The sequence below is a fragment of the Pacificibacter marinus genome, from assembly GCF_018860505.1.
Taxonomy (GTDB): Bacteria; Pseudomonadota; Alphaproteobacteria; order Rhodobacterales; family Rhodobacteraceae; genus Celeribacter; species Celeribacter marinus_B.
In genome coordinates, this window is record NZ_JAHKPU010000017.1 from 18,477 (window position 1) to 43,906 (window position 25,430).

Annotated in this window: 27 protein-coding genes and 1 tRNA gene; 19 read left to right on the plus strand and 9 right to left on the minus strand. The window is 52.5% G+C overall.

The window, feature by feature from the left end; all coding sequences use genetic code 11:
• Positions 1-357: 357 nt before the first annotated feature.
• The 15 genes from rpsM to KO503_RS03395 all read left to right on the plus strand — a co-directional run bounded on the left by rpsM (position 358) and on the right by KO503_RS03395 (position 13,508).
• On the plus strand, positions 358-726 hold the full coding sequence (gene rpsM / locus KO503_RS03325; RefSeq protein ID WP_215990162.1) for a 30S ribosomal protein S13: 369 nt from the start codon (positions 358-360) through the stop codon (positions 724-726).
• Positions 727-741: 15 nt separating this feature from the next.
• Positions 742-1,131 carry a 30S ribosomal protein S11 gene (rpsK, locus tag KO503_RS03330; protein ID WP_215942223.1) on the plus strand — a complete coding sequence of 130 codons (390 nt, stop codon included), beginning with the start codon at positions 742-744 and terminating at the stop codon, positions 1,129-1,131.
• A 120-nt stretch (positions 1,132-1,251) separates the two neighbouring features.
• On the plus strand, positions 1,252-2,268 hold the full coding sequence (locus tag KO503_RS03335) for a DNA-directed RNA polymerase subunit alpha (RefSeq protein ID WP_215990163.1): 1,017 nt from the start codon (positions 1,252-1,254) through the stop codon (positions 2,266-2,268).
• A 152-nt stretch (positions 2,269-2,420) separates the two neighbouring features.
• A complete protein-coding gene (rplQ, locus tag KO503_RS03340) occupies positions 2,421-2,846 on the plus strand; it encodes a 50S ribosomal protein L17 (protein ID WP_215990164.1) in 426 nt (141 codons plus the stop codon).
• A 317-nt stretch (positions 2,847-3,163) separates the two neighbouring features.
• Positions 3,164-3,775, plus strand: coding sequence for an autoinducer binding domain-containing protein (locus KO503_RS03345; RefSeq protein ID WP_215990165.1), 612 nt, complete (start codon positions 3,164-3,166; stop codon positions 3,773-3,775).
• A gap of 53 nt (positions 3,776-3,828) precedes the next feature.
• Positions 3,829-4,416: an acyl-homoserine-lactone synthase gene (locus KO503_RS03350; RefSeq protein ID WP_215990166.1), complete on the plus strand. Its 588-nt coding sequence runs from the start codon at positions 3,829-3,831 to the stop codon at positions 4,414-4,416.
• Positions 4,417-4,501: 85 nt separating this feature from the next.
• The gene (locus KO503_RS03355; protein WP_215990167.1) at positions 4,502-5,833 is read left to right on the plus strand and encodes a replication-associated recombination protein A; all 1,332 of its coding nucleotides are present in this window, start codon (positions 4,502-4,504) and stop codon (positions 5,831-5,833) included.
• 68 nt (positions 5,834-5,901) lie between these two features.
• Positions 5,902-6,276: a fluoride efflux transporter CrcB gene (crcB, locus tag KO503_RS03360; protein ID WP_215990168.1), complete on the plus strand. Its 375-nt coding sequence runs from the start codon at positions 5,902-5,904 to the stop codon at positions 6,274-6,276.
• A complete protein-coding gene (locus KO503_RS03365; RefSeq protein WP_215990169.1) occupies positions 6,273-7,313 on the plus strand; it encodes an RluA family pseudouridine synthase in 1,041 nt (346 codons plus the stop codon). The genes crcB and KO503_RS03365 overlap by 4 nt, the downstream gene beginning before the upstream one ends.
• Entirely contained in the window at positions 7,310-7,978 is a 669-nt protein-coding gene (locus KO503_RS03370) for an HAD-IA family hydrolase (protein WP_215990170.1), read from the plus strand. Before KO503_RS03365 ends, KO503_RS03370 begins: the two co-directional genes overlap by 4 nt.
• A 3-nt stretch (positions 7,979-7,981) precedes the next feature.
• On the plus strand, positions 7,982-8,692 hold the full coding sequence (locus KO503_RS03375; RefSeq protein ID WP_215990171.1) for an ATP12 family chaperone protein: 711 nt from the start codon (positions 7,982-7,984) through the stop codon (positions 8,690-8,692).
• Positions 8,693-9,005: 313 nt separating this feature from the next.
• Positions 9,006-10,037: an amino acid ABC transporter substrate-binding protein gene (locus tag KO503_RS03380; RefSeq protein ID WP_215990172.1), complete on the plus strand. Its 1,032-nt coding sequence runs from the start codon at positions 9,006-9,008 to the stop codon at positions 10,035-10,037.
• Positions 10,038-10,174: 137 nt separating this feature from the next.
• Positions 10,175-11,395 carry an amino acid ABC transporter permease gene (locus tag KO503_RS03385; RefSeq protein ID WP_215990173.1) on the plus strand — a complete coding sequence of 407 codons (1,221 nt, stop codon included), beginning with the start codon at positions 10,175-10,177 and terminating at the stop codon, positions 11,393-11,395.
• A 1-nt stretch (position 11,396) separates the two neighbouring features.
• On the plus strand, positions 11,397-12,701 hold the full coding sequence (locus KO503_RS03390) for an amino acid ABC transporter permease (RefSeq protein ID WP_215990174.1): 1,305 nt from the start codon (positions 11,397-11,399) through the stop codon (positions 12,699-12,701).
• 15 nt (positions 12,702-12,716) lie between these two features.
• Entirely contained in the window at positions 12,717-13,508 is a 792-nt protein-coding gene (locus KO503_RS03395; protein WP_289846644.1) for an amino acid ABC transporter ATP-binding protein, read from the plus strand.
• A gap of 69 nt (positions 13,509-13,577) precedes the next feature.
• Here KO503_RS03395 and KO503_RS03400 read toward each other — a convergent pair whose 3' ends face one another.
• From KO503_RS03400 to rpmH, 9 genes are all read right to left on the minus strand, one after another.
• A complete protein-coding gene (locus KO503_RS03400) occupies positions 13,578-14,087 on the minus strand; it encodes a SixA phosphatase family protein (protein ID WP_215990175.1) in 510 nt (169 codons plus the stop codon).
• Positions 14,088-14,969 carry an acetylglutamate kinase gene (gene argB / locus KO503_RS03405; RefSeq protein ID WP_215990176.1) on the minus strand — a complete coding sequence of 294 codons (882 nt, stop codon included), beginning with the start codon at positions 14,967-14,969 and terminating at the stop codon, positions 14,088-14,090.
• 71 nt (positions 14,970-15,040) lie between these two features.
• Positions 15,041-15,688, minus strand: a complete 648-nt coding sequence (gene yihA, locus KO503_RS03410) for a ribosome biogenesis GTP-binding protein YihA/YsxC (RefSeq protein WP_215990177.1) — start codon at positions 15,686-15,688, stop codon at positions 15,041-15,043.
• 16 nt (positions 15,689-15,704) lie between these two features.
• Positions 15,705-17,516, minus strand: a complete 1,812-nt coding sequence (yidC, locus tag KO503_RS03415) for a membrane protein insertase YidC (RefSeq protein ID WP_215990178.1) — start codon at positions 17,514-17,516, stop codon at positions 15,705-15,707.
• Positions 17,517-17,619: 103 nt separating this feature from the next.
• A complete protein-coding gene (locus KO503_RS03420) occupies positions 17,620-19,152 on the minus strand; it encodes a putative bifunctional diguanylate cyclase/phosphodiesterase (RefSeq protein WP_215990179.1) in 1,533 nt (510 codons plus the stop codon).
• A gap of 80 nt (positions 19,153-19,232) precedes the next feature.
• Complete coding sequence (gene ttcA / locus KO503_RS03425) at positions 19,233-20,126, minus strand: tRNA 2-thiocytidine(32) synthetase TtcA (RefSeq protein WP_215990180.1); 894 nt, start codon at positions 20,124-20,126, stop codon at positions 19,233-19,235.
• A 3-nt stretch (positions 20,127-20,129) separates the two neighbouring features.
• Positions 20,130-20,387: a membrane protein insertion efficiency factor YidD gene (gene yidD, locus KO503_RS03430; protein ID WP_215990181.1), complete on the minus strand. Its 258-nt coding sequence runs from the start codon at positions 20,385-20,387 to the stop codon at positions 20,130-20,132.
• Positions 20,384-20,830, minus strand: coding sequence for a ribonuclease P protein component (gene rnpA, locus KO503_RS03435; protein WP_215990182.1), 447 nt, complete (start codon positions 20,828-20,830; stop codon positions 20,384-20,386). Before rnpA ends, yidD begins: the two co-directional genes overlap by 4 nt.
• 23 nt (positions 20,831-20,853) lie before the next feature.
• The gene (gene rpmH / locus KO503_RS03440) at positions 20,854-20,988 is read right to left on the minus strand and encodes a 50S ribosomal protein L34 (RefSeq protein WP_123794215.1); all 135 of its coding nucleotides are present in this window, start codon (positions 20,986-20,988) and stop codon (positions 20,854-20,856) included.
• 341 nt (positions 20,989-21,329) lie between these two features.
• On the opposite strand from rpmH, the gene KO503_RS03445 reads away from it, so the two are divergent.
• The 4 genes from KO503_RS03445 to KO503_RS03460 all read left to right on the plus strand — a co-directional run bounded on the left by KO503_RS03445 (position 21,330) and on the right by KO503_RS03460 (position 25,077).
• Positions 21,330-22,019 (plus strand): TVP38/TMEM64 family protein, encoded by a 690-nt coding sequence (locus KO503_RS03445; RefSeq protein ID WP_215990275.1) that lies wholly within the window; start codon positions 21,330-21,332, stop codon positions 22,017-22,019.
• Positions 22,020-22,041: 22 nt separating this feature from the next.
• Complete coding sequence (locus KO503_RS03450; protein WP_215990183.1) at positions 22,042-23,463, plus strand: dihydrolipoyl dehydrogenase family protein; 1,422 nt, start codon at positions 22,042-22,044, stop codon at positions 23,461-23,463.
• 18 nt (positions 23,464-23,481) lie between these two features.
• Positions 23,482-24,912: a sensor histidine kinase gene (locus KO503_RS03455; protein ID WP_215990184.1), complete on the plus strand. Its 1,431-nt coding sequence runs from the start codon at positions 23,482-23,484 to the stop codon at positions 24,910-24,912.
• 88 nt (positions 24,913-25,000) lie between these two features.
• Positions 25,001-25,077 (plus strand) — tRNA-Arg (locus KO503_RS03460).
• Positions 25,078-25,430 lie beyond the last annotated feature (353 nt).

Consider the following 25,430-nt stretch of genomic DNA (forward strand, 5'->3'; position numbering starts at 1 on the left):
TCCAAGTGATTGACGCGCCCTTTGCTTTGGTCGTGTAATGTGCGTGTCGGGGGTTAGTTGCCACTTCCACAGGCTGCCATTATGTCCATGCACAAGAGTTGAAGCCTTTGAAAGTGGGCTGTGCATGTGTCCAGATTGAACGTTTTGGATATAATTTCTGAGATCAGGGGGTTGGCGGTTGACCTTGGCCCGATTCGCATCTATGGCAACCCATCCTTAACAGGAAAATTTTGCGTGTAGCCAGTCTGCGCGCAAAGATCATCGCATTCAGCTGACGCCCGTAGGTCTAAACTTGCGGGCTTCCGTTGTGAAAAAAGGTTCCGGCACTACGGAATCGCAACGAAAAAGGAATATACATTGGCTCGTATCGCCGGCGTAAACATCCCGACAGGCAAGCGTCTTCCTATCGCTTTGACCTATGTAACGGGTATTGGATCTAAATCCGCAAAAGACATCTGTGCAGCAGTTGGCATCGAGGAAACTCGTCGCGTTAATGAACTGTCTGACACCGAAGTTCTGTCACTTCGTGAGTACATCGACGCGAACTACACTGTTGAGGGTGACCTTCGCCGTGAAACGCAGATGAACATCAAACGCGCTATGGACCTTGGTTCATACGTAGGCTTGCGTCACCGTCGCAACCTCCCAGTACGCGGTCAGCGTACACACACCAACGCACGTACTCGTAAGGGTCCTGCGAAAGCCATCGCTGGCAAGAAGAAGTAAGGGAGGCTACTCAATATGGCACGTGATACTCGTCGCACTAAGAAAAAAGTTTCCAAGAACATCGCCACAGGCGTTGCTCACGTAAACTCGACTTTCAACAACACCAAGATTTTGATCTCTGACGTTCAGGGCAACGCAATCGCTTGGTCTTCTGCTGGCACAATGGGCTTTAAAGGATCGCGTAAATCGACTCCTTATGCTGCTCAAATGGCTGCTGAAGATGCTGGTAAAAAAGCTCAAGAGCATGGCGTGAAAACTTTGGAAGTTGAAGTTCAAGGTCCAGGTTCTGGCCGTGAGTCCGCATTGCGCGCACTTGCTGCACTTGGCCTGAACGTCACATCTATCCGTGACGTGACGCCTATGGCGCACAACGGCTGCCGCCCACCAAAGCGTCGCCGCGTATAATTTCGATACTATTTATGGGTCGCGGGCGATTTTGCTCGCGATCCGTTTTTGCGTTTTTAAGACCCCTCGGGCGTCCCTTACTTCAGGACATGGGTTCGGGACAAGAATGGAGGCTACAGCATGATCCACAAGAATTGGGCCGAGCTCATCAAACCACAGCAACTTGAGGTGAAGCCTGGCAACGAGCCAGCACGTCAAGCGACTATTATTGCTGAACCACTTGAGCGTGGCTTCGGTCTGACGCTGGGCAACGCCCTGCGCCGCATTTTGATGTCATCCCTGCAAGGTGCTGCCATCACATCTGTACAGATCGACAACGTTCTGCACGAATTTTCGTCAGTCGCTGGTGTTCGCGAAGATGTTACAGACGTCATCTTGAACCTTAAAGGTGTGGCTTTGCGCATGGAAGTTGAAGGCCCTAAACGCCTTTCCATCTCTGCAAAAGGTCCAATGGTTGTCACTGCTGGTGACATCTCAGAATCTGCTGGCATTGAAGTTTTGAACAAAGACCACGTGATCTGTCACCTCGATGACGGCGCAGATTTGTTCATGGAGCTGACTGTCAACACTGGCAAAGGCTATGTGTCTGCTGAGAAAAACAAACCAGAAGATGCGCCAATCGGCCTTATTCCGATCGATGCGATCTATTCACCTGTGAAAAAAGTGTCTTACGACGTGCAACCGACCCGCGAAGGTCAGGTGCTCGACTATGACAAACTCACATTGAAAATCGAAACTGATGGGTCTGTCACACCAGAAGACGCTGTGGCTTATGCTGCGCGCATTCTGCAAGACCAGCTTGGTATCTTTGTCAACTTCGACGAGCCTGAGTCTGCGAACCGTCAAGAAGAAGACGATGGTCTTGAGTTCAACCCACTTCTACTTAAGAAAGTGGACGAGCTTGAATTGTCAGTACGTTCCGCGAACTGCCTCAAGAACGATAATATCGTCTACATCGGTGACCTCATTCAGAAAACCGAAGCTGAGATGCTCCGCACACCAAACTTTGGCCGCAAGTCTTTGAACGAGATCAAAGAAGTGTTGTCAGGTATGGGGCTGCACCTCGGAATGGACGTTGAAGAATGGCCACCAGAGAACATCGAAGATCTGGCTAAGAAGTTCGAAGATCAGTTCTAAGAGATTGGGGGGATGCGAATGTGTCCTCCCGCAAATGCCCGTTTGGTACGGGGACTATCGGGGTTCGATTGAAAAGAGAATCCTCAAGGAGAGTAGCTGACACGCATCGGCTGCCAGACAAAGTATAAAAAGCACGTTATAGGAGATATACAATGCGCCACGCTAGAGGTTACCGCCGCCTGAACCGTACACATGAGCACCGCAAAGCGATGTTCGCGAACATGGCCGGCTCGCTCATCGAACATGAGCAAATTAAAACAACTTTGCCAAAAGCAAAAGAATTGCGTCCGATCATTGAAAAATTGATCACTTTGGGCAAGCGCGGCGATTTGCACGCGCGTCGTCAAGCTGCAAGTCAGCTCAAGCAAGAGCAGTTTGCTCAGAAACTTTTCGACATCCTCGGCCCACGTTACGCTGAGCGTCAAGGTGGTTACGTGCGTATCGTGCGTGCTGGCTTCCGTTACGGTGACAATGCACCGATGGCGATTATCGAATTCGTTGATCGTGATGCCTCTGCCAAAGGTGCAGCTGACAAAGCGCGCCTTGCAGAAGAAGATGGCACTGTCGCTGACGCATAATTGTGCGCAACATGTTAAAAATTAGGCCCTGCTCTTTTTGAGCGGGGCCTTTTTTATGCTGATCACTGTGATTTCGCGGTAATGTGATATGGCAAAGCTGCGAAACTTGCTCTTCAATCTATAATTGTATGAAGACTTAGAGTTTATTGGTTACGTTGTTTGTATCGGCTTATAGGAAAGCTGTCGTTTCGTTAGGTAAGTGAACGTCGTCGTTTGAATTTTGGCAATCGAAGCTTTTCAAATGATAACTGTTAGTTTAGCGTCGAGGCAGGCAGTCGCCTTTAGGTTGCCACCCTTTTGATAGTGAATGAGCTTTCATGTCCAGTACCACAGAACTCAATCGTCTATTCGCTCAACTGCGTACTGCTGCGCCAGTTGGCTATACCGCAGGTCTGCACATTCGTTTCGCGGCGCCTTTGGTGTATCAGTCGACGTATGATCCCAAGTGGTTGGAACATTACACAACGAATGCTTATGCCTTGCGCGACCCTATGATTGCTTGGGGGTTGAGCACTGAAGGACAAACAAGGTGGAGCGAAATAGAACTCCCCGATCCATTTAATATTTGGAGGCAGGCCGCTGAATTCGGCCTGAATTACGGAATGGCCGTGTCTTGTGGGCCGGTTCAATCGCGTTCTATTGTCGGATGTTCCCGTATAGACCGTGAGTTTACGGATGCTGAGATCGCAAAAATTGCGACCATCGTGCGCACCCTGCATGAGGTATCTGAACCCCAAACACAACTGACACAGGCCCAAATTCAGGCCCTCCGGTGCATCGCGGGCGGTGATCGTCACGCAGCTGCCGCGGCCAGACTCGGGATTTCTGAAAGTGCATTAAAAGCACGATTGGTATCGGCCCGAGAGCGTCTAATGGCGCGGACCACTTCAGAGGCAATCCAAAAAGCCAAGGAGATTAAGCTGTTGTGATGGTGCAAGCTCTCGCGTTGCGTTGAAGAACTCAACCAGCACTGGAGAATACCATGCAAACGACTACCCTTTCTTTCACAAATTTACACAACCATGGCGACCTTTTTGCGAACATGCTTCGCGCCAGACACGAAACATTTATTCAGCAAGCCAAGTGGGATTTACCTCAAGCCGACGGAATGGAATACGACCAATATGATACACCTGCTTCCCGTTGGATTGCAGTACACGAGTTCGGCGAAGTTTTGGCTGGTATCCGATTGACCCCTACCACAACGAAATGTGGCATTTATTCTTACATGATCCGCGATGCTCAGCGCGGGTTGTTGGACAGTATCCCGTCAGATCTGCTTTTTGATGAGGCACCTGTCGCACAGCATGTTTGGGAATCGAGCCGTATTTTCGTGTCACATCGTGTGCCAGCGAAAAGCCGTATGCGTGTGCAGATGAACCTCATCAACGAAATGACCCTATCTGCTCGGGCATTGGGGGCCACATCTGTGATCGGTTTGATTCCAGAGAACGGTCCTCGTTGGGGGCGCCGTGTCGGTCTCGATATCGATGTCATCGGACGTGTGATGGATATGGATGGCACCAACAACGCCTGCATCCGCATTAATCTGTCTAACAAACTGCACTAGTATGTATCCATGATCGGGGCCGAGACGCGCCATGTCGGCCCCGTTTTCTCTTTTATGACACCGCTTTGCGGCGTAATGTGCGCTTATGTCAGATCTTTTCACCACAGATGAATCCCCCACTCCCTCGCCAAGTTTTAAAAGCGGGTTGGCACCGCGTCCGCTGGCGGATCGGTTGCGGCCTAAGGTTTTAGCGGATGTCATCGGTCAATCACAGGTGCTTGGGGCTGAGGCCCCTCTGGGAGTTATGCTGGCCTCAGGGTCTTTGTCGTCGATCATTTTCTGGGGTCCGCCCGGTGTGGGTAAGACCACCATCGCGCGACTTTTGGCGGATGAGACCGATCTGCATTTCGTACAGATTTCTGCAATTTTCACAGGTGTTCCGGATTTGCGTAAGGTGTTCGAGGCTGCAAAGCTACGCCGCCAGAATGGCAAGGGCACCCTGTTGTTCGTGGATGAGATTCACAGGTTCAACAAAGCCCAGCAGGACAGCTTTTTACCACATATGGAAGATGGCACCATCTTGCTTGTGGGGGCCACCACTGAAAATCCCAGTTTCGAGCTGAATGCCGCGGTGATGTCGCGCAGTCAGGTGATGGTATTGGAACGCCTGTCACTGGATGATTTGGCGCTGATGGCGACGCGGGCGGAAGAAGAGCTTGAACGCAGCATGCCGTTGGACGCTCGTGCACGGACGACCTTGTTTGAGATGGCTGACGGTGACGGGCGTACGCTGCTGAACTTGATTGAACAGGTCATGGCGTGGAAAGTCACAGAGCCGCTGACATCGGACCAGCTTGGAAAACGCTTGATGCGGCGCGCTGCGAAATACGACAAATCCGGCGAAGAGCATTACAATCTTATTTCTGCGCTGCATAAATCTGTGCGTGGCTCTGACCCAGATGCGGCGCTATACTGGTATGCACGTATGCTGGAAGGGGGCGAAGACCCGCGGTATTTGGCGCGCCGTTTTGTGCGTATGGCGGTGGAAGATATCGGTCTTGCCGACCCACAGGCGCAGACGGTTTGCATGCACGCATGGGAAACTTACGAACGCTTGGGGTCGCCTGAGGGCGAATTGGCGCTGTCGCAGGCGGTGATCTATCTGGCGCTCGCGCCGAAATCCAACGCGGGATATGTTGCCTATAAGGCCGCGCGCGAAGCTGCACGCAAAACCGGATCAGAGCCCCCGCCCAAACATATTCTGAACGCCCCAACCAAGATGATGCAAGAACAAGGTTACGGCGCAGGCTATGCTTACGATCACGATTCTGAGGACGGGTTTTCGGGGCAGAACTTTTTCCCTGATACTTTGCCACGCACTCAGTTTTATGCACCAATTGAACGGGGGTTCGAGCGTGATTTGGCCAAAAGGGTTGCCTATTTCGAAAAGCTGCGGGCCAAGCGGTCCTCAGAGTGACCGATACACCTATATCTGTTGACATTTTACCCTCTGCCACCCAAGGAACAGGCAAAAGGACAGTGAACATGACACCTCTATTGCAAGTGGCCCTTGGGGGCGCCATCGGGGCTTCGGCCCGTTACCTGACCAACATTGGCATGTCTCGCCTGTTGGGCAAGGGATTCCCTTGGGGAACGATGAGTGTCAACTTTTGGGGGTCATTCCTGATGGGTGTTTTGGTCGTGGTCTTGGCAGAAAAATCGGGCAACCGATTTGCGCCATTGCTGATGACAGGTGTCTTGGGTGGGTTCACCACCTATTCGGCGTTTTCGCTTGATGCGATCACGATCTACGAGCGCGGCCAATTCGGGCTTGCAGCTTTTTACGTATTCGGGACTTTGGCGTTGGCGCTTGGCGGCATTGCAATGGGTCTCACAGTGGCACGAGGTTTCTTCGCATGAGCAAGGTTCAAATGATAACGATCGGTGATGATCAGCCTGAACAGCGTCTTGACCGTTGGTTCCGCAAGACTTTCCCAGTGGTGACCCAAGGCAATATCGAAAAGATGTGTCGCAAGGGCGATATTCGCGTCGATGGCGGGCGGGTGAAATCCAACACCCGTGTTGGTCCTGGTAATGTAGTGCGTGTCCCGCCGCTGCCTGTTTCCGAGGCCCCTGCGCATAACACCATTCGCATCACCAACGCGGACATCAAAATGATGCGCGACGCTGTGTTGTACAAAGACGACCATATCATCGTGATTAACAAGCCTGCTGGCCTGCCCACGCAGGGTGGGTCCAAGCAGACGCGTCACGTGGATGTCCTGTCCGAAGCTCTGCGTTTTGGCTATGATGAAAAACCACGTCTTGTGCACCGTTTGGACAAAGACACTTCTGGCGCTTTGGTTCTGGCGCGCACTCCTGCGATGGCCACGAAACTGACCGAAGCCTTCCGCCACCGCAACACCCGCAAGATTTACTGGGCTTTGGTGGCTGGCGTGCCTGTGCCGTACTTGGGTGAGATCAAATATGGTTTGGTCAAAGCGATGGGGCGCGGTAAAGGCGGCGAGGGCGAAAAGATGCACGCCGTTCACCCGCGCGATGTCGATAGCACGCCGGGCGCGAAGCGTGCGAGTTCTCTTTACGCCACGCTCTACCGTGTGGGCAGTCGCGCGTCTTGGGTGGCGATGGAGCCTTTGACCGGCCGGACGCACCAGTTGCGTGTACATATGGCCGAGATTGGCCACCCTATCGTGGGGGACGGTAAATACGGTGGCTCTGGCCAAGAAAACATGGGCGACGGTTGGGGTGCGCAGCTTGGTGGTGTGATCAGCAAGAAGTTGCACTTGCACGCGCGTCGTATTGCGTTTGAACACCCTGTGACCAAAAAAGAACTCAGCGTGACAGCGCCATTGCCTGAGCACATGAAAAACAGCTGGGAGACTTTCGATTGGCACGAAAGCTTGGCGGCCGAAGATCCTTTCGAGACATTGCGATGACCAAACTTGTCATCTTTGATGTCGACGGCACTTTGGTCGACAGTCAGGCGCATATCATCGCGTCGATGACGGCGGCTTTCGGTGCGGCACAGATCGCGGTGCCCTCGCGCAATGCGATTCTGTCGATCGTAGGTCTGTCTTTGCCCTATGCGATCCGCGAGCTGGCCCCCGACGCGAGCGAGGCCACGATTGTGCAACTGGTTGAGGATTACAAAACCGATTTTAACGCCAACCGTATCAAACCTCAGTCGACTTTTCCGTTGTTTGACGGTGCCTCAGAAGCGATTGAGCGCTTGTCCATGCGCGCAGATGTGCAGCTTGCGATCGCTACGGGCAACAGTCGGCGGGGCTTGAATGGTTTGCTTGAAATGTGGCCTTTCGCGCATCATTTTGTCAGCACGCAATGCGCGGACGATCATCCGTCCAAACCGCACCCCTCGATGGTGCAAAGCTGTTTGGCGGATTGCGATGTGAATGCACAAGATGCGATTGTTATTGGCGATACAACCTATGATATGGAAATGGCCCGCGCGGCGCGCTGTTCAGCTATTGGTGTGTCTTGGGGTTATCACGGTGCGGGCGCGTTGAAAGACACAGGTGCCAGCATTGTTATTGATGATTTTGCGGCGCTGGATGACGCGCTGGATGAGATTTGGAAGGACTAAACTGTGGCGGACTTTGCGGCCAAGCGTTTTTGGAAAAACACAACTGTAGCAGCGGTAGAGGACGGGTTCACCGTGCTTTTGGATGGTCGCAATGTGCGCACGCCTGCCAAAGCGCTTTTGGTCGTGCCGACTGAAACGATGGCCGAGCAGGTGCGTCTGGAATGGGATGCGCAAGAGGGTGAAATCGACCCGAACGTCATGCCTTTCACCCGTGGTGCCAATGCGGCCATTGATAAGGTCAGTGTGCAACACGCTGAGGTCGCCGACATGTTGGCGGACTATGGGGATAGCGACCTTTTGTGTTACCGTGCGACCTTTCCGCAAGAATTGGTGGCCCAGCAAGCGCAGGCTTGGGACCCTATTCTTGACTGGTTATTCGACACTTACGGTGTGCGTTTGGAAACACGTCAAGGTGTGATGCCGGTCCCGCAAAGTGAGGTCGCTTTGGCGCAGTTACGCGCAAGGGTCCATGCGCTGGATAAGTTTCAATTGTCAGCCTTTCATGACCTTGTGTCACTGAGTGGATCATTGGCTTTGGGATTTGCCGCAACCGAATCATTGCACCCACCACAAGCGCTTTGGGAGCTTTCTCGGGTTGATGAGAGCTTTCAAATCGCGCAATGGGGGGAAGATGATGAAGCAACCCTTGTGGCAGACATAAAGCGCAAAAGTTTTGTGCACGCCTATGATTTCTTCCATATGACGCAAAAATAGCGGCAGCATATTTTTTAGCGAGACTGGTATCTGGCTTTGCTCGTGGGGAAAATGACTGGGATGCTTTTGATTTCCCGCACATTGATGCTATTTGATGCTAAAGTCACATCAGGTGCATCCTTTGGCAATCATCGCCCTTCTTTTATACTTACGCACAGTAAATATGCAAATCCGTGATCGACCACTTGACGATATGCGATGATTCATTTCAACTTGTCATCAGTGAAGGTGCTCGCGCGCTTTTTTCGAATATTATCGGCAAAAAATGGCCGAACTAACGTTGTAAAAGACGTACAATCAGGAAGAGGTAAAAATGAAAAAATCTGTATTTATGGGTACTTTGGCTGCGGCTGGTCTCGTTGCGACAGGAGCGATGGCTCAAGACGCAGGATCATCTACATTGGCAGCTGTGAAAGACCACGGCGCACTTAAGTGTGGTGTGAACCCAGGTACACCCGGTTTTGCTGCACCAGACGCGAGCGGCGTTTGGAAAGGTTTTGACGTAGATCTTTGCCGCGCTGTTGCTGCTGCGATTTTCGGCGACCCTGAAAAAGTTGAATACACACCCCTGACATCTGCTGTGCGTTTCACAGCCTTGTCATCCGGCGAAGTTGACATGTTGGCACGTAACACAACATGGACATTCTCTCGCGATGTTGACCTCAAGGCAGAGTTCACCGGCGTAAACTACTACGACGGTCAGGGCTTTATGATTCCTAAAGACCTTGGTGTGTCTTCTGCGAAAGAACTTGAAGGCGCAACGGTTTGTATCGAAACAGGTACAACCACCGAGTTGAACTTGGCTGACTACTTCCGCACAAACGGCATGGACTATGAACCAGTTCCTGTTGAAAGCTTCACAGAAGCGCAAAACCAATTCCTTGCTGGCGCTTGTGACGTATACACAACGGATGCCTCTGCTTTGGCTGCATCTCGTGCGTCATTCGAGAACCCAAGTGACTACGTGGTTCTGCCAGAAATCATCTCTAAAGAGCCACTCGGCCCACTCGTGCGCCACGGTGATTCCGAATGGGGCGACGTTGTGCGTTGGACACTCAACGCAATGGTTTCCGCTGAAGAGCTTGGTGTGACATCTGAAAACGCAACTGAAATGGCAGCTGGCACTGACAATCCTGAAATCAACCGTTTGCTTGGTGTTGAAGGTGAATTGGGTGCGATGCTTGGTCTGCCAAATGAGTGGGCGTTCAACGTCATCACTATGGTTGGCAACTACGGCGAAACATTTGAAGCGAACATCGGTGAAAGCACACCAGTTGGTCTGGCTCGTGGCTTGAACGCGCTTTGGACTGAAGGTGGCCTGATCTACTCTCCACCTTTCCGCTAGGATTTAGTGACTACGGGGCGCGGTTAATTCCGCGCCCTTTTCATATCTAAACACCACCAAAAATAAATTGACCGAAACGATGAAGCGCGCCTTCGTTGAATTTGCGTCATGAACGGGGACATGGGGGACAGTCTACAATGACGACAATGATAGACCCACCAAAGGCCGATGGATTTCGCATCAGCCAACTGCTTTACGACACTCGGTACAGAGCCATAACAATCCAAGTCATCGCTGTGATCGCCTTTGCGATGATTGCGGTTTTCTTGCTTGTGAACGTCAATCGCAACCTTGCCAGCTTGGGCAAAGAGATTGATTTTGGCTTTCTTTCGAATCCATCCAATTACGATATTCAACAGGTTCTCGTTGACTATAGTTCGCAATCGAGCAACCTGCGTGCCGCATATGTTGGATTGCTCAACACGTTGTTTGTTGCCTTCTTGGGCTGTATTTTGGCGACGCTTATCGGTGTGACCGCCGGTGTTTTGCGTCTGTCGAAGAACTGGCTGGTTGCAAAAATCATGACCGTTTATGTGGAAACTTTCCGCAATATTCCTGTTGTGATTTGGATCATCGCCACCATGGCCGTTTTGTCCGAAGCCTTACCGCAACCTAGAGCCTTCCGTGGTGAAAACCCTGATGCGTCGATGTGGCTTTGGGATAGTGTTGCGGTCACTGGGCGCGGGACTTACATCCCAAGGCCTGAATGGGGCGCAGGTTCTATTTTCGTCGTTATCACCTTTTTGCTGTCGCTTGTGGCAATCTGGGCCTTTGGCCGCTGGTCTAAACGCCGCTTTGAAGCCACGGGGCAAATCTTGCCAAATGTTTGGATTAAACTGGCGATTTTTGCTGTGCCAACCCTGTTGGTATTTTTCATTTTGGGTCGCCCGATCGCTTTGGTTTCTCCCGCGCTGAAAGGCTTCAACTTCCAAGGCGGCATTCAACTGTCTAACTCTTTCTTGGCGTTATGGCTGGCTCTGTCTGTTTACACGGGGTCGTTCATTGCCGAGATCGTACGCTCTGGCATTTTGGCTATTTCCAAAGGACAATCTGAGGCCGCTTTCGCCCTGGGCATGCGTCCTTCACGCACCATGAACCTTGTGATCTTACCGCAGGCGTTGCGGGTGATCATTCCACCGCTGATTTCACAGTTCCTGAACCTGACCAAAAACTCGTCTCTCGCTTTGGCCGTTGGGTATCAAGACCTGCGCGCCACTTTGGGCGGGACGACGATGAACAATACTGGTCGCGAATTGGAATGTATGCTGTTGATGATGATGATTTATCTTGTTGTCTCATTGCTGATTTCATCCGGCATGAACGTGTACAACAAATCCATGAAATTGAAGGAGCGCTAAGATGACGGATCAAAAATCGACCATCGCCTTTGTGCGCACCCACATGTTGGAGCAACTGCCGCCCCCGCGCGGTGAAGTTGGCCCCGCGAAATGGATCAAAGAAAATCTGTTTTCCGGCTGGTTCAACACCATTCTGACACTTCTTTCGATCTTTGTGATCTATACGGCTCTGTCCTCAATCATCCCGTGGGTGTTTGGTGGCGTTTGGAGTGCAAGCTCCTTAGCGGAATGTCGTGAAATTCTAGACGGCGCACATGCGGCTTGTTGGGCTGTGATTAATGAGCGTTGGCAGCAGATTTTCTATGGCACGTTTTTTCCGTCCTCTGAATACTGGCGCACTCATGTGGCGTTTGTCTTGCTGCTTGTTGCTATTGCACCTGTGCTGTTTGAAACCGTGCCACGCAAGCTGTTGTTCGTCACAGTGGTCTATCCATTTTTGATGGTTTGGCTGATCTGGGGCGGGTCTTTGTGGGGGCCGATTGGCGTCGCTGCAGGGTTTATTGTGGCTTATTACGCGGGCAAGATTGCAAGCAACTACACTGGTTCTGGCCTTTCCGCGTTGATCGCGATTGTTGCCGCACTGGTCTGGTGGTTCTTCGTTGGTCCACTTGTTGTCGGTATGCTCGACAGTGTTGTTCCGCTTCTGCCTTTGCGCGAAATCCAAAGCCGTGAACTTGGTGGTTTCGTGATCTCGATGATCATCGGTGTGTCTGGCATCGCGCTGTCTTTGCCGATTGGCATCGTCTTGGCTCTGGGGCGTAAATCTGATTTGCCGCTCGTCAAAATGATGTGTGTAGGCTTTATCGAGTTCTTCCGCGGTGTGCCTTTGATCACCTTGTTGTTCACAGCATCGCTGCTGCTGAACTACTTCTTGCCGCCTTCTGTGACCTTTGATCTGACAGTGCGTGTGATCGTCATGGTTACGATTTTCTCAAGTGCTTACATGGCCGAAGTGATCCGTGGTGGCTTGGCGGCTTTGCCAAAAGGCCAGTACGAGGCTGCTGATGCATTGGGCTTGGATTACTGGCAAGCTCAAAGATTAATCATTATGCCGCAGGCTTTGAAGATTTCGATCCCTGGCATTGTGAACACTTTCATTGGCCTGTTCAAAGACACCACTTTGGTCTTCTTTATTGGTATCTTTGACATGTTGGCGGCGGCTCAATCTATTCGCGCCAACTCGGAATGGAACGGCATCACATGGGAACTGTATATTTTCATCGGGCTTATCTTTTGGGTCTGTTGTTTTTCAATGTCCCGTTATTCGCAGTGGCTGGAGCAAAAGCTTCGCACCGATCATCGTTAAGAAAGGAGACTACCTATGTCTACTGAAACTCTAGACCGCGTCGTCGACCGTAGCAAAATGAACGTCTCTGATGAGGTGGCGATTCAGATCACCAATATGAACAAATGGTATGGCGATTTTCACGTTCTGCGTGACATCAACCTGACCGTTCAACGTGGTGAGCGTATCGTTATTGCAGGCCCATCAGGGTCAGGCAAATCCACGATGATCCGCTGCATCAACCGTTTGGAAGAGCACCAAAAGGGCCAGATCATTGTCGATGGCACTGAACTGTCTTCAGACCTCAAGAATATCGATAAGATCCGTTCAGAAGTTGGCATGTGCTTTCAGCACTTTAACTTGTTCCCGCATCTGACGATCCTTGAAAACTGTACTTTGGCGCCAATGTGGGTGCGTAAAACCCCGAAAAAAGAAGCCGAAGAGTTGGCGATGCATTTCCTTGAAAAGGTGAAAATCCCCGATCAAGCGAACAAATACCCCGGTATGTTGTCTGGTGGTCAGCAGCAACGTGTGGCGATTGCGCGCTCCTTGTGCATGCAGCCACGTATCATGCTGTTTGACGAGCCGACATCGGCGCTTGACCCTGAGATGATCAAAGAGGTGCTCGACACCATGATCGAGCTCGCGGAAGAGGGCATGACCATGCTTTGCGTGACGCACGAGATGGGCTTTGCCCGTCAGGTGGCCAACCGCGTGATCTTTATGGACCAAGGCCAAATCGTTGAACAAAACGAACCAGAAGAGTTCTTTAACAATCCAAAATCAGAGCGGACCAAATTGTTCCTCAGCCAGATTTTGGGTCACTAAGGCTTTCAACCAAACAAAGGAAAAGGCGCCGCAGGGCGCCTTTTTTTATGGGTCTATCAAGAAGATCGTTCAGTCACTAAGGTCACGCGGGATACAGAAATCTAACACCGTATTCTGCCCAAATCGAATGTGCGACCAGCTGTCAGCCGCCACGTCAAACACGGTTGTCGCACAAGTGGGGTAACGCGCAAAATCGGGATGTGGGGGTAGTCTGCTCGCAAAGCGGGCTGCAAAATCACCGATCCCTGGGTTATGTGCAATCAAGATGACTGTTTTGGCAGTTGCGCTGCGTAACTGCTGCAAAATGCGATCACTTGATGCGAGGTAAAGTCCTTGATGAAACAAACACTCCATGTCGCCCGTCGAGGCGGTCTCTTGGATGCGTGACCATGTCTCTTGAGTTCTACGCGCTACCGAGATCATGGCTTGGTCAGGGTGGTAGCCCTTTGCTGACAGCCATAGCCCCACGCGGTCTGCGTCGCGTTGTCCGCGTGTGTTTAGAGTGCGCTCAATGTCATCAAGTAAAGGATCGTCCCAACTTGATTTTGCATGTCGCGTCAGGATCAGCCGCAACCCCATTTAGGCGCTAGATGAGGGATCGGCGTTGCGGATCAAAGACCCTGCACCATGTTCTGTGAACAGCTCAAGCAAGCAAGCGTTTGGGGCACGGCCATCCAAGATAACCACCGCACGCACGCCATCGGCCAAAGCCGCCAGTGCCGTTTCTGTTTTCGGAATCATGCCGCCGGCGATCACGCCATCTTCTGTGAACTTGCGGATCATGTCCGAATCAAGCGAAGTCATAACCGCGCCATCCGCGCCTTTGACGCCTGACACATCTGTTAAAAGCAACAAACGATCCGCGTTGAGTGCACCTGCGATGGCCCCCGCAGCGGTGTCGCCGTTGACGTTAAAGGTCTCGCCATTTCGGCCAAAGCCCAAAGGCGCGATCACAGGGATCAATCCCGCTTGGCCAAGCTCCTCGATGATGGATGGGTCCATGTCCGTGGGAGTGCCGACAAAGCCAAGGTCAGGGTTCGTTTGTTCACAGATCATCAGATTGGCATCTTTGCCAGAAATGCCCACCGCGCGGCCACCTTGGCTGTTGATCGCTTGTACGATGCGCTTGTTCACAAGGCCAGACAACACCATTTCGACGACTTCAACTGTGGCTTTATCTGTCACGCGTTTGCCGTCGACGAACTCGGACTTGATGTCCAAATCGGCAAGCATTTTGTTGATCATCGGACCGCCGCCATGCACGACCACAGGCTTGACGCCGACTTGCTGCATTAAAACGACATCGCGTGCAAAGCTTTCCATAGCCTCGTCAGACCCCATCGCGTTGCCGCCCAATTTGATGACCACTGTCGCGCCTTCATAGCGCTGCAAATAGGGCAGGGCTTGGGACAATGTGCGGGCGGTGGCGATCCAGTCTCGGTTCATGTCTTGTGTCTTCATGGCTTAGAGGTCCAAAGGGTTATGTCCGATTGAGTGTATGCCATCGATGCGGCACCTCTCAATTTAAACGGTTATTCCAGCGTTGAAATGACAGCACGAAGTGTGTCGATGCCCCAGCCTTTTTCCGAGGATGTCACGATCAACTCTGGGTAGGCCGCAGGATGTTTGGACACAGCCTCGCGAGTTTGCGCTAAATTTTTCTCGCGTTCAGCGTCTTTCACTTTGTCGGCCTTGGTCATGACAACCTGAAAGGTCACGGCAGAGCGATCAAGCAAAGACATGATTTCTTCGTCCACGGCTTTCACGCCGTGGCGGCTGTCGATCAGCACAAAAGCACGGCGCAAAGTCGCGCGGCCAGACAGGTAGGCTTTCAATAAACGCTGCCATTTGGCGACCGTGTCTTTGGGGGCTTTGGCAAACCCATACCCTGGAAGGTCGACCACATAATGGCTGTCAGCGCAGGTGAAAAAGTTGATCTCTTGTGTGCGGCCCGGTGTGTTGGACGCGCGCGCCAAAGCCTTTCGGCCCGTGAGCGCATTGATCAAGGTCGATTTGCCTACGTTCGAACGACCTGCAAAGCAGATCTCGATGCGGTCGTCTGGCGGCATGCCGTCCATAGCAACCACGCCTTTGACAAAGTCAGTTTCACCAGAAAAGAGGAGGCGACCCTTCTCGAGGGCCGCCGCATCTGGTTCCGCAATGGGAAATGTTAGTTTCATAGGGGTGATACGGCCCTTAGGCCGAACCTTCCTTTTTCTTGAGGCGTAGGGACTTTTTGATATTGGCAAAAAGTTCTGGTTTGTGACCATGGCTACGCATGATGAGATATTGCTGAGTAAAGGTAATCATGTTGTTCGATATCCAGTACAGCACGAGGCCAGAAGCAAAGCTACCGAGCATGAACATGAACACCCATGGCATCCACGCAAAGATCATAGCTTGAGCCGGATCGGTGGGCGCAGGGTTAAGCTTTTGCTGTAACCACATCGAAATACCTAGCAAGATTGGCAGAATGCCAAGGCTGATAAAGGCGAAAATTGATGTTGGGTCTGGCGGCGCGAAGGACAACAGGCCAAATAGGTTCAAGATCGAACTTGGGTCTGGGGCTGACAAATCGCGAATCCAGCCGACCCAAGGGGCATGACGCAGCTCAATCGTGACGAAAATCACCTTGTAGAGGGAAAAGAACACAGGAATCTGCAAGATCAACGGCAAACACCCAGAGGCAGGATTCACTTTGTTTTTCTTGTAAAGCTCCATCATGCCTTTTTGAAGCTTCTCGCGATCATCACCAGCTTCCTCTTTCATCTTTTCCATCTCAGGCTGCAATTCTTTCATGCGTGCCATCGAAACGTAAGATTTATAGGCGAGCGGGAACATAATGCCTTTGATCAACACCGTCAGCGCGATAATGGACCAGCCCATATTGCCGATGAGGCCGTTGATGGCGTGGAGCAAGCGGAAGATCGGTTGCGTAAAGAAGAAGAAGATGCCCCAGTCGATGGAGTAGATGAAACGGTAAATTCCCAGATCATCTTGGTAGCCTTTGATGGCTTCCCATTCTTTGGCTCCTGCAAAAAGATAGGTGATGTTTTGCACCGATGCGCCAGGTTCGACAACTTGGGCTGGTAGACGAGATTCAACTTGGTAAATTTCTGATCCAGGAACAAATTTTACAACGGATGTGAAGCTCTGACCCGGTTGTGGAACCAAAGAGGTCATCCAGTTTTTATCTGTAAAGCCAAGCCAGCCGTTTTCTTCGACTTGTTCGATGGACACATTTCCACCTTCGCGTGCATCAAAGTCGTAGTCAGCGATATCTTTGTAATCGGCTTCCTCAAGGTCTTTGTCGGCTTGACGGACAAGGCCTTCGTGCAGAACGAAGTATTTGGATACATCAGGCGTGCCGTGGCGCGCAACGATGCCGTAAGCGGCCAAGCGGGCTGCGTCAGTGCCGTCGTTTTCAACGGATTGGGTGATCGAGAACATGTAGTCTGTGTCGATCGCTATTGTACGGCGGAAGGTCAGGCCTTTGGCGTTGGTCCAAGCGAGTGTAATCGGCGTGTCAACTGTGAGCGTATCGCCCGTTTCAACCGACCAAACCGTGTTGGCGCCTGGCACATCATCTTGGTCAAGGTCGCCACCGGGGGCCCAGCCGTAAACAGCATAGTAGGGCGCATCGGTACCAACCGGCGTCAACAGTGTGACGATTTCATCGCTGTCGATGTCGACGGTGTAATCCTTCAACGACAGATCGTCGATGCGACCGCCAGCCAATGAGATCGACCCTTGGACACGATCTGTGTCAATCGTCAGGCGAGGGGCTTGCTCGGCTGTACTTGGGACTGCGGTCGTTGCATCGATCACAATGTCGCCGCTGTCCGTACTCGGAGGTGCGAGGGCAATTGAGCCATCACTTGTCTCAAGCACGTTTGTTGAAGTCACAGATGCTGTTGGCTCTTGGGCAGGGAAAAACACCTGCCAGCCCAGTAACACGATCCCGCTGAGTACTACTGCGAGGATCAGGTTCTTATTTTGATCGTCCATCACGGTCGCCTGATTTTTGGAATTGGTCTGGGAGGTTCAACCCCTCCACGCGCCGAAGGTCAAGCAGATTCGAGGATTTTCCTAGGAAAAGGCAAAAAAGTGACTAGCTGGCTTTCCGACCAATTTGCGGTGTCTGAGCTAATTTTTGACGATGGGCATCCATCCAATCAAAGGTTTTATCAAAAGTCAGTGGTCTGGAAATCGAAAAGCCTTGCACGTGATCGCAGCCAAGTTGGGCCAGCATAGCGTGTTCGCCGACGGTTTCGACGCCTTCTGTAAGTGTTTGCAGATTGATACGTTCGGCCATGGTTAAAATTGCTGCAAGCATGTCTTGTTGGTTACGATCGACATCGCAACGGGATACATAGGATTTATCGATTTTGATACGTTTGACAGCAAAGCGGCGGAGGTTGGCGATAGAAGCGTGTCCGGTCCCAAAGTCATCAAGATCAATACCGCAGCCAAGCTGGCTGAGCGCCGCGATGTTGCGCGTGATGATGTCGTTGTCTGAGGACGAGATGACGGTCTCTAAAATTTCGACGGTGAGACGGGAGGGATCAAATTCGAACCGGTCCAATTCCCATCTAATCTTATCGACAAGTTTGGGATTGGAAAGCTCGGTGGCTGAGAAATTGACCGATATTGTGGGTACGTTAAACCCCGCTTTGTCCCATGCCTGAAGTGCTGAGAAAGAATGGTACAAGATGATCTCGCCTAAGCGTTCAATCAGACCGTTTTCGTGGATTGCGGGCAGAAATTCAGCTGGCGAAATCACGCCTTTTTCTGGGTGAGTCCAGCGCGCAAGGGCTTCCATGCCCGAAATTTTCCCCGTATTTGTAGAGATCTGCGGTTGAAACCATGGAAGAATTTCGCCGTTTTCCAGTGCATCGCCGACGTCTGCTAGAATAGCGCCGCGGTTCAAAGTGGTTTGAATCGCGCTCGGCGTGAATGCGCGGATGGAGCCCGCTCCATTTGATTCAGCCTCTACCAGTGCCACCTCAGCTGCATCAAGAAACGCCGCGCCAGATTGTCCCGGCGCTCGTGCGGGTAGACAAAAGCCGATGCTTGCAGTGACATAGATTTTGGTAGCATCAACAGACAAGGGCTCCGACAAAGCAGCCTGCATGCGTGACGATAATTGGATAAGCGTTTCTAAATCTGCGCGGCGCATAGGTGCAAAAGCGACGGCGAAGCGGGGCCCATCAAGGCGGGCCACAATGTCATGATCGCGCAATGTATCAGTCAGGCGGCGCGCCGAGGTGTTCAAGATGTCATGCGCTGTGTCAGTGCCAAAGTTGGCCTCTAATCCGCGGAAATCATCGATGGCCACAGTCAAACAGGCCGTGGTGCGCCCTGTCGCGTGCTGAGCGTCTAGAATTTGGTCGATCACATCAATCACCACTGGACGCAGCGGTAGGCCCGTGACGCCATCGATGCCTGTGTCTCGTGCCGTTGGTAGAGAAATGATGTTGGTCAAGGCCAGAAGCGCGGGAAGTCCTAGCGCCGTTGCGATCAGGGCCGCCTCACCGCCAAGCCAATGCGCGCCTAAGCAGACCGCAGGCAAAAACGCGAGCGTGTGCTGCCCAAGCAGTAGGGTTTGCATTCGGCGTAGAGTGGTGGCGGTGTCGTTGCGCATTGGGCGATCCTCGTCAATGATGGCAGGCTTGCGCTTGCCTTATTCATTGTCACACTATCGCCTATTTGGTGGCCGCAACGTTAACGTAGCTTGGGGATTTCGATAGAATTATCACTATTTTTCGCAACACTGGCTTCATCGCCCGCTTGTGGGGTGGCAAGTAGGCCAAGGAAATCGTGAAGCTTGGGATCAAGCATGTGAGAGGGGCGGATATTGGTCAGCGCCTTGAACATCACTTGACGTCTGCCGGGGCTGTTTTGTTCCCAGCTGTCCAATATTTGCTTGACCTGTTGGCGTTGCAACCCGTCTTGAGATCCGCAGAGATCACATGGAATTATCGGATAATTCATAGCTTTAGCGAATTTTTCGCAATCCGCTTCGGCCACATGCGCCATGGGACGGTACAAGAACAGATCGCCCTCATCGTTGAGCAGTTTTGGCGGCATGGTCGCCAAACGCCCACCATGAAAGAGGTTCATGAAAAAGGTTTCAAGAATATCATCGCGGTGGTGCCCCAGAACCACGGCAGAACAGCCTTCTTCGCGGGCCACGCGGTACAGATTCGCACGGCGCAGACGTGAGCATAATGCGCAATAAGTACGCCCAGCGGGCACTTTATCGGTGACGATGGAATAAGTATCTTGGTATTCGATCCGGTGCGGCACCGTCATTTTTTCCAAAAACTCGGGCAAAACCGTGGCGGGAAATCCTGGTTGCCCCTGATCAAGGTTGCAGGCCAAAAGCTCAACAGGCAAAAGTCCGCGCCATTTGAGTTCATACAGAATGGCCAAAAGCGTATAGCTGTCTTTGCCGCCAGACATGCAGACCAGCCATTTGGCGCCACGTTCGATCATGCCGTATTGCTCAACAGCTTCGCGGACATTGCGCACGATGCGTTTGCGCAACTTCTTGAATTCAGTTGTTGAGGGCGCGCCGTGAAACAGCGGGTGGATGTCGTCGAGGTCGTCCTGCATGTCTTAGTCCTCAGAAGTCGTGTGCTTTGGCGGCGTAGTTGTGTCAGGCACGGGGTCATAGCCTGACGCACCCAAAGGATGACAGCGGCCAATGCGACGTGCGGCCAAATACGCACCTTTGAAGGCGCCGTGTTTTTCGAGTGCTTCTAGGGCGTAGGCGCTGCAGGTAGGTTGATAACGGCAGTTGAAGCCGATCCACGGGCTGAACACCATACGGTAGGCGCGTACTGGCAAAGACAGAATCATCGCGAAGGGCGTCATTGCATTTGCGCTTTGTTTGCATTGCCGTGGACCTTGCGCAGGGCGTAGCGCAGGTCTTTGAGCAAAAGCTGAAAATCGCGCGCACTGGTGTCGCCGGATTTACCGATCAACACATAATCCCAACCATCGAGGCCCGCATCGGGAATCACCAAGCGCGCCGCTTCGCGCAGTCGCCGTTTGGCATGATTGCGTTTGACTGCATTTCCGACTTTTTTGGAGCAGGTATAGCCGACACGAATGCCTGTTGCCGTTTCATCAGCGCGGCGCTGGCGGCCTTGCAACAAAAAACTTGAGGTGCCTTGACGCCGTGCGCGTGCAGCCAACAAAAAGTCGGCACGTTTTTGTAACGTTGTGATCTCGACAGTTGAACATGACAAAACCGCCGACTGCGATCCCGTAGCTTCGGCAGGAGCCATAACCATGGGGGCATTCGACGGTGTCATTCTCATAGCCTTTCGGCTCAACTTTACGCTGACAAGTTCTTCCGACCTTGTGCACGACGTGCGTTGATTATTTTGCGGCCCGCTTTAGTTGCCATACGCGCACGGAAACCGTGGCGGCGTTTGCGGACGAGGTTGCTCGGTTGAAAGGTGCGTTTCATCGCAACGTCTCCATCGGTTTATTTGAGGCCCAAATCCTTTAAGGGGATTCGAAGGCGTGTATACGTTCGAAGCGCAGTCTTTAGGCAGGACAGGGGGACTTGTCAATTGATTGCGCGGCGAATTCGAAAAGAATTCTCAGGCATATTACAGTTTTCTCGCGCTGGCTCACCGATCGTTCACTCACGCGTGAGACATAGGAATTTTTCTGGCTAAGTTGGCGTCGTGTGACCATTTTGCCCATCAAACACTATATTTGCCAGCCAAACACCATAAAGGAAAGCCTTTGTCCAATCATCTTCCCCCTCTCGCGTCAGAGAAGTCCGATCCGCCTAAAGGGCAGGTGCAACGCTTTTTGCCACTGGCACTCTTTGCAATCATTGCTGTTGCTCTGGCTGTTACATTCCGCGACCAGCTGAGTTTTGATAGTTTTAAAGAGCACCGCGAAGCCCTGTTGGCTTACCGTGATTCTCATTATGTAGCGGCTGTTGGTCTATTCGTGATTGCATATGTTATCATTGTGACGTTCTCGTTGCCGGGGGCATCTGTTGCCACTTTGACGGGTGGCTTCTTGTTCGGGGTCTTCCCCGGCGTCTTGTTCAACGTGGCAGGGGCCACGATTGGCGCAAGCTGCCTGTTTCTGGCGGCGCGTTGGGGGCTTGGCGATTGGTTGGCCTCTAAGATGGACACGGGGTCTGGCCGTATCAAGCAACTGAAAGACGGTATCGATGAAAACCAATGGTCGATGTTATTCCTGATCCGCTTGTTGCCGATTGTCCCGTTCTTTGTGGCCAATCTGCTGCCAGCCTTTGTGGGCGTGCCGTTGCACCGCTTTGTCATTTCCACTGGGCTTGGGATCATTCCTGGCACGTTTATCTTTACCTCTGTGGGGGCGGGACTCGGATCTGTGCTAGAAGCGGGCGGTACGCCTGACTTGGGCATAATTTTTGAGCCTCAAATCTTGTTTCCGCTTCTGGGTTTGGCCGCTTTGTCAGCGCTACCAATGGTCTATAAACGTTTCAAACGTACTTAATTCGCCTTTAGGAGGTCGCAACATGAAAAAGATTAAAACGGATATCTGTGTGATTGGCGGTGGCTCTGGTGGGCTGTCTGTGGCCTCTGGTGCGGTACAAATGGGCGCAAAAGTTGTGCTGATAGAGGCTGGCGAGATGGGCGGCGATTGTTTGAACTATGGCTGCGTGCCCTCTAAGGCGCTGTTGTCTGCGGCCAAACAGGCGCATCTGATGCGCAAAGGCGGGGCTGGGGTCGCAGGTGTGACACCTCAGGTCGATTACGCCGCCACTATGGAACATGTGCAAGCCGCCATCGGCACCATCGCGCCGCATGATAGCCAAGAACGATTCGAAGAATTAGGCTGCACCGTCATCCGTGCTTTTGCCAAATTCACCTCGCCCACCACTGTGCAAGCGGGCGATACCGAAATCACCGCACGCCGTTTTGTGATTTCGACAGGTTCGCGCGCCTTTATTCCGCCCATCGATGGCTTGGACGCAGTGCCTTACTTGACCAACGAAAGCCTGTGGGCGCAACGTCAAGCGCCCAAGCATCTGTTGGTTTTGGGGGGCGGCCCTATCGGCATGGAAATGGCGCAGGCGCACCGTCGCTTGGGCTGCGAGGTCACTGTGATCGACGCGATGGAGGCGCTGGGCCGTGATGATCCTGAGGCCGCAAACGTGGTCAAAACCGCGCTTCGCGGTGAAGGCGTTACAATTTTAGAGAACGCACCCGCGGTTCTGGTGTCAGGTGTGGCCGGTGACATTACTGTACAGCTGAAAGATGGCACAGAGGTCAAGGGAACAGATTTACTGGTCGCTGTCGGGCGTGTCGCCAACGCCGACAATTTGGACTTGGAAAAAGGTGAAGTGGATCGCACTCTCGCTGGCGTCAAAGTAGATGCCTCGCTGCGCTCAAGCAACAAACGGGTTTACGCCATCGGTGATGCAGCAGGAGGGATGCAGTTCACTCATGTTGCTGGCTATCACGCAGGCGTTTTGATCCGGTCTATGTTGTTTGGCTTGCCCGCCAAAGCGGCCACGCATCATATCCCGCGTGCCACCTATACCGACCCTGAACTGGGCCAAGTTGGGCTGACCGAAGCAGAGGCGCGCGAACAGCATGGTGATGCGCTCACCGTGTCGCGGGCCGAAATTTCCGGTAATGACCGTGCCATCACGACTGGGCGCGCCGGTGGAGGTGGATTTATCAAAGTGATGATCGTGAAGAATCGCCCCGTTGGGGTCACAATTGCGGGGCCTGATGCGGGCGAATTGATCTCATTTTGGGCCCTCGCTGTGGCCGCAAAGCTTAAGATTGGACAAATCGCTGGCATGGTCGCGCCATATCCGACATTGATGGAGCTTAACAAACGCGCTGCGGGTGCCTATTTTACCCCTAAGCTGTTTGACAACCCGCGTGTGAAAACCGTGGTCAAACTGGTACAACGGTTCCTGCCCTAAAGGGGCAAATGAGGGTCTATGACGCTTCGGCGCTTTTTTAACACGCTTAATGGGCGGTTTTTGATGTTGACGGTCATCTTTGTGATGGCCGCCGAAATCATGATCTTTGTGCCGTCCATTTCGCGATTCCGCGAAGATTTCCTGCTCTCTCACTTAGAGCGCGCCCAGATTGCGTCTTTGGCGCTTTTGGCCAATGATTCGATTGATATGCAGCTTGAAGACGAGCTCTTGGCTAATGCGGGCGTTTACAATGTGGTGCTGCGACGCAATGAAATTCGCCAACTTGTGTTGTCCTCGCCCATTCCGACGCAGATTTCAGGCTCCTATGATCTGCGGTCCCCTTCTGCGTGGGAGTTGATCAAAGACGCAACCGCTGTGTTGTTGGATCCAAACGATCAAGTGATCCGTGTCATTGGAGATCCCGTGAAAGAAGCGGGCCTTTTGATCGAGGTCACCCTGTCCACCACACCTCTGCGCTTGGCAATGATTGATTATGGCATTCGAATTTTGGTTCTATCGGCGGTCATTTCGTTCTTTACTGCGGCCTTGTTGTTTGTTGCTGTGCGCCAACTTATCGTGAAGCCGATCAAACATGTTGTGGGTGCCATGACGTCCTATGCCTTGGCGCCAGAAGACGCGCGCCGCATTATCGAACCCTCAGCGCGGGTTACTGAGCTGCGCGAGGCGGAAATGGCTTTATGCGAAATGCAGATGGAGCTGACAGGGGCGTTGCGGCAAAAAGAGCGTCTGGCGCAACTTGGGGGCGCAGTCGCCAAGGTCTCGCATGACCTACGCAATATTTTGACCACAGCACAGCTGTTTACGGATCGTTTAGAGTATTCCGATGACCCTGCGGTGATCCGCTCTGCGCCCAAACTCGTGAATTCGATCCATCGTGCCGTGAATCTTTGCGAATCGACGCTGGCTTTTGGCAAAGCCGAAGAACCCGCCCCCGCGCTCAAAGGTGTACGCATTGCTGAACTCGTGGCGGAAGTGATAGAAAGTGAGCGCCTTGCCATTGGCGATTTCGATTTGTCGTTGTCCGAAGATGTGCCTGCCACCTTGGTTCTGCGCGCGGATGACGAACAACTGCACCGTGTTATATCCAATCTGGTGCGCAATGCGCGCCAAGCGATCATGGCCACTGGCAAGTCAGGCGAAATTTCTGTCTCAAGTTTTGAAGACACTGACGAATGGCTCATTCATATCGCAGACACGGGGCCTGGCTTGCCCCAAAAGGCTCGTGAGCACCTGTTTCAGCCGTTCCAAGGTGGCACGCGCAAAGGCGGCTTTGGTTTAGGTCTCGCGATTGCGTCCGAGCTTGTCAAAGGCCATGGCGGGCGTCTTGTTTTGGAGGCCAGCGACGAGACCGGAACGCGCTTTGCTATTCACCTTCCCAAAGGGTTTGCTCAATCTGAGGAGGTCACGGAAAAGCCGATCCTCGCATGAAGTTTGCGCGAAAACGAAACTTTTTTACAAAAAGTGCGATTGTCCCCTTGCGCCCCCCCGCCACACTCGGTAAATCGCCCCCATGAGCGCACCCGTAGCTCAGCTGGATAGAGTACCTGACTACGAATCAGGGGGTCAGAGGTTCGAATCCTCTCGGGTGCACCATACTTCCCCTTGTCAAATGCCAAGCAAAACCGAATTTTGTGACAGATAACTGACCCATTTGGCGGAATTTCCTGAATTCATGACAGCGTTGCTCAGTTGAGCGGGTGATCGTAAGATCAAGTAAATCTTGCCTTTGTCTGATCTCGGAAGCATCGCTTGGTCAAAAGCCTACCTACCTCTCCCAGAACAAACTTCCCGCAGTTGTCGCTGACGGTGGCACATGCCGCGTGCGAGCCTGCTACCTCCTTGCTGTCACGACTTGCGGCCAGGAACGGCGCCATTTTCGTCTGAGAGAAGAATTTGCCTCTCTCCAAAGCTTTCAGCGCACGCGCATCCACGTCTGTCCGGAGTGT

What these genes read in the sequence shown, in the direction of transcription:
- rpsK (WP_215942223.1), top strand. Translation starts at nt 742, where the DNA reads ATGGCACGTGATACTCGTCGCACTAAGAAAAAAGTTTCCAAGAACATC.
- KO503_RS03335 (WP_215990163.1), top strand. Translation starts at nt 1,252, where the DNA reads ATGATCCACAAGAATTGGGCCGAGCTCATCAAACCACAGCAACTTGAG.
- rplQ (WP_215990164.1), top strand. Translation starts at nt 2,421, where the DNA reads ATGCGCCACGCTAGAGGTTACCGCCGCCTGAACCGTACACATGAGCAC.
- KO503_RS03345 (WP_215990165.1), top strand. Translation starts at nt 3,164, where the DNA reads ATGTCCAGTACCACAGAACTCAATCGTCTATTCGCTCAACTGCGTACT.
- KO503_RS03350 (WP_215990166.1), top strand. Translation starts at nt 3,829, where the DNA reads ATGCAAACGACTACCCTTTCTTTCACAAATTTACACAACCATGGCGAC.
- KO503_RS03355 (WP_215990167.1), top strand. Translation starts at nt 4,502, where the DNA reads ATGTCAGATCTTTTCACCACAGATGAATCCCCCACTCCCTCGCCAAGT.
- crcB (WP_215990168.1), top strand. Translation starts at nt 5,902, where the DNA reads ATGACACCTCTATTGCAAGTGGCCCTTGGGGGCGCCATCGGGGCTTCG.
- KO503_RS03365 (WP_215990169.1), top strand. Translation starts at nt 6,273, where the DNA reads ATGAGCAAGGTTCAAATGATAACGATCGGTGATGATCAGCCTGAACAG.
- KO503_RS03370 (WP_215990170.1), top strand. Translation starts at nt 7,310, where the DNA reads ATGACCAAACTTGTCATCTTTGATGTCGACGGCACTTTGGTCGACAGT.
- KO503_RS03380 (WP_215990172.1), top strand. Translation starts at nt 9,006, where the DNA reads ATGAAAAAATCTGTATTTATGGGTACTTTGGCTGCGGCTGGTCTCGTT.
- KO503_RS03385 (WP_215990173.1), top strand. Translation starts at nt 10,175, where the DNA reads ATGACGACAATGATAGACCCACCAAAGGCCGATGGATTTCGCATCAGC.
- KO503_RS03390 (WP_215990174.1), top strand. Translation starts at nt 11,397, where the DNA reads ATGACGGATCAAAAATCGACCATCGCCTTTGTGCGCACCCACATGTTG.
- KO503_RS03395 (WP_289846644.1), top strand. Translation starts at nt 12,717, where the DNA reads ATGTCTACTGAAACTCTAGACCGCGTCGTCGACCGTAGCAAAATGAAC.
- KO503_RS03400 (WP_215990175.1), bottom strand. Translation starts at nt 14,087, where the DNA reads ATGGGGTTGCGGCTGATCCTGACGCGACATGCAAAATCAAGTTGGGAC.
- argB (WP_215990176.1), bottom strand. Translation starts at nt 14,969, where the DNA reads ATGAAGACACAAGACATGAACCGAGACTGGATCGCCACCGCCCGCACA.
- yihA (WP_215990177.1), bottom strand. Translation starts at nt 15,688, where the DNA reads ATGAAACTAACATTTCCCATTGCGGAACCAGATGCGGCGGCCCTCGAG.
- yidC (WP_215990178.1), bottom strand. Translation starts at nt 17,516, where the DNA reads ATGGACGATCAAAATAAGAACCTGATCCTCGCAGTAGTACTCAGCGGG.
- KO503_RS03420 (WP_215990179.1), bottom strand. Translation starts at nt 19,152, where the DNA reads ATGCGCAACGACACCGCCACCACTCTACGCCGAATGCAAACCCTACTG.
- ttcA (WP_215990180.1), bottom strand. Translation starts at nt 20,126, where the DNA reads ATGCAGGACGACCTCGACGACATCCACCCGCTGTTTCACGGCGCGCCC.
- yidD (WP_215990181.1), bottom strand. Translation starts at nt 20,387, where the DNA reads ATGACGCCCTTCGCGATGATTCTGTCTTTGCCAGTACGCGCCTACCGT.
- rnpA (WP_215990182.1), bottom strand. Translation starts at nt 20,830, where the DNA reads ATGACACCGTCGAATGCCCCCATGGTTATGGCTCCTGCCGAAGCTACG.
- rpmH (WP_123794215.1), bottom strand. Translation starts at nt 20,988, where the DNA reads ATGAAACGCACCTTTCAACCGAGCAACCTCGTCCGCAAACGCCGCCAC.
- KO503_RS03450 (WP_215990183.1), top strand. Translation starts at nt 22,042, where the DNA reads ATGAAAAAGATTAAAACGGATATCTGTGTGATTGGCGGTGGCTCTGGT.
- KO503_RS03455 (WP_215990184.1), top strand. Translation starts at nt 23,482, where the DNA reads ATGACGCTTCGGCGCTTTTTTAACACGCTTAATGGGCGGTTTTTGATG.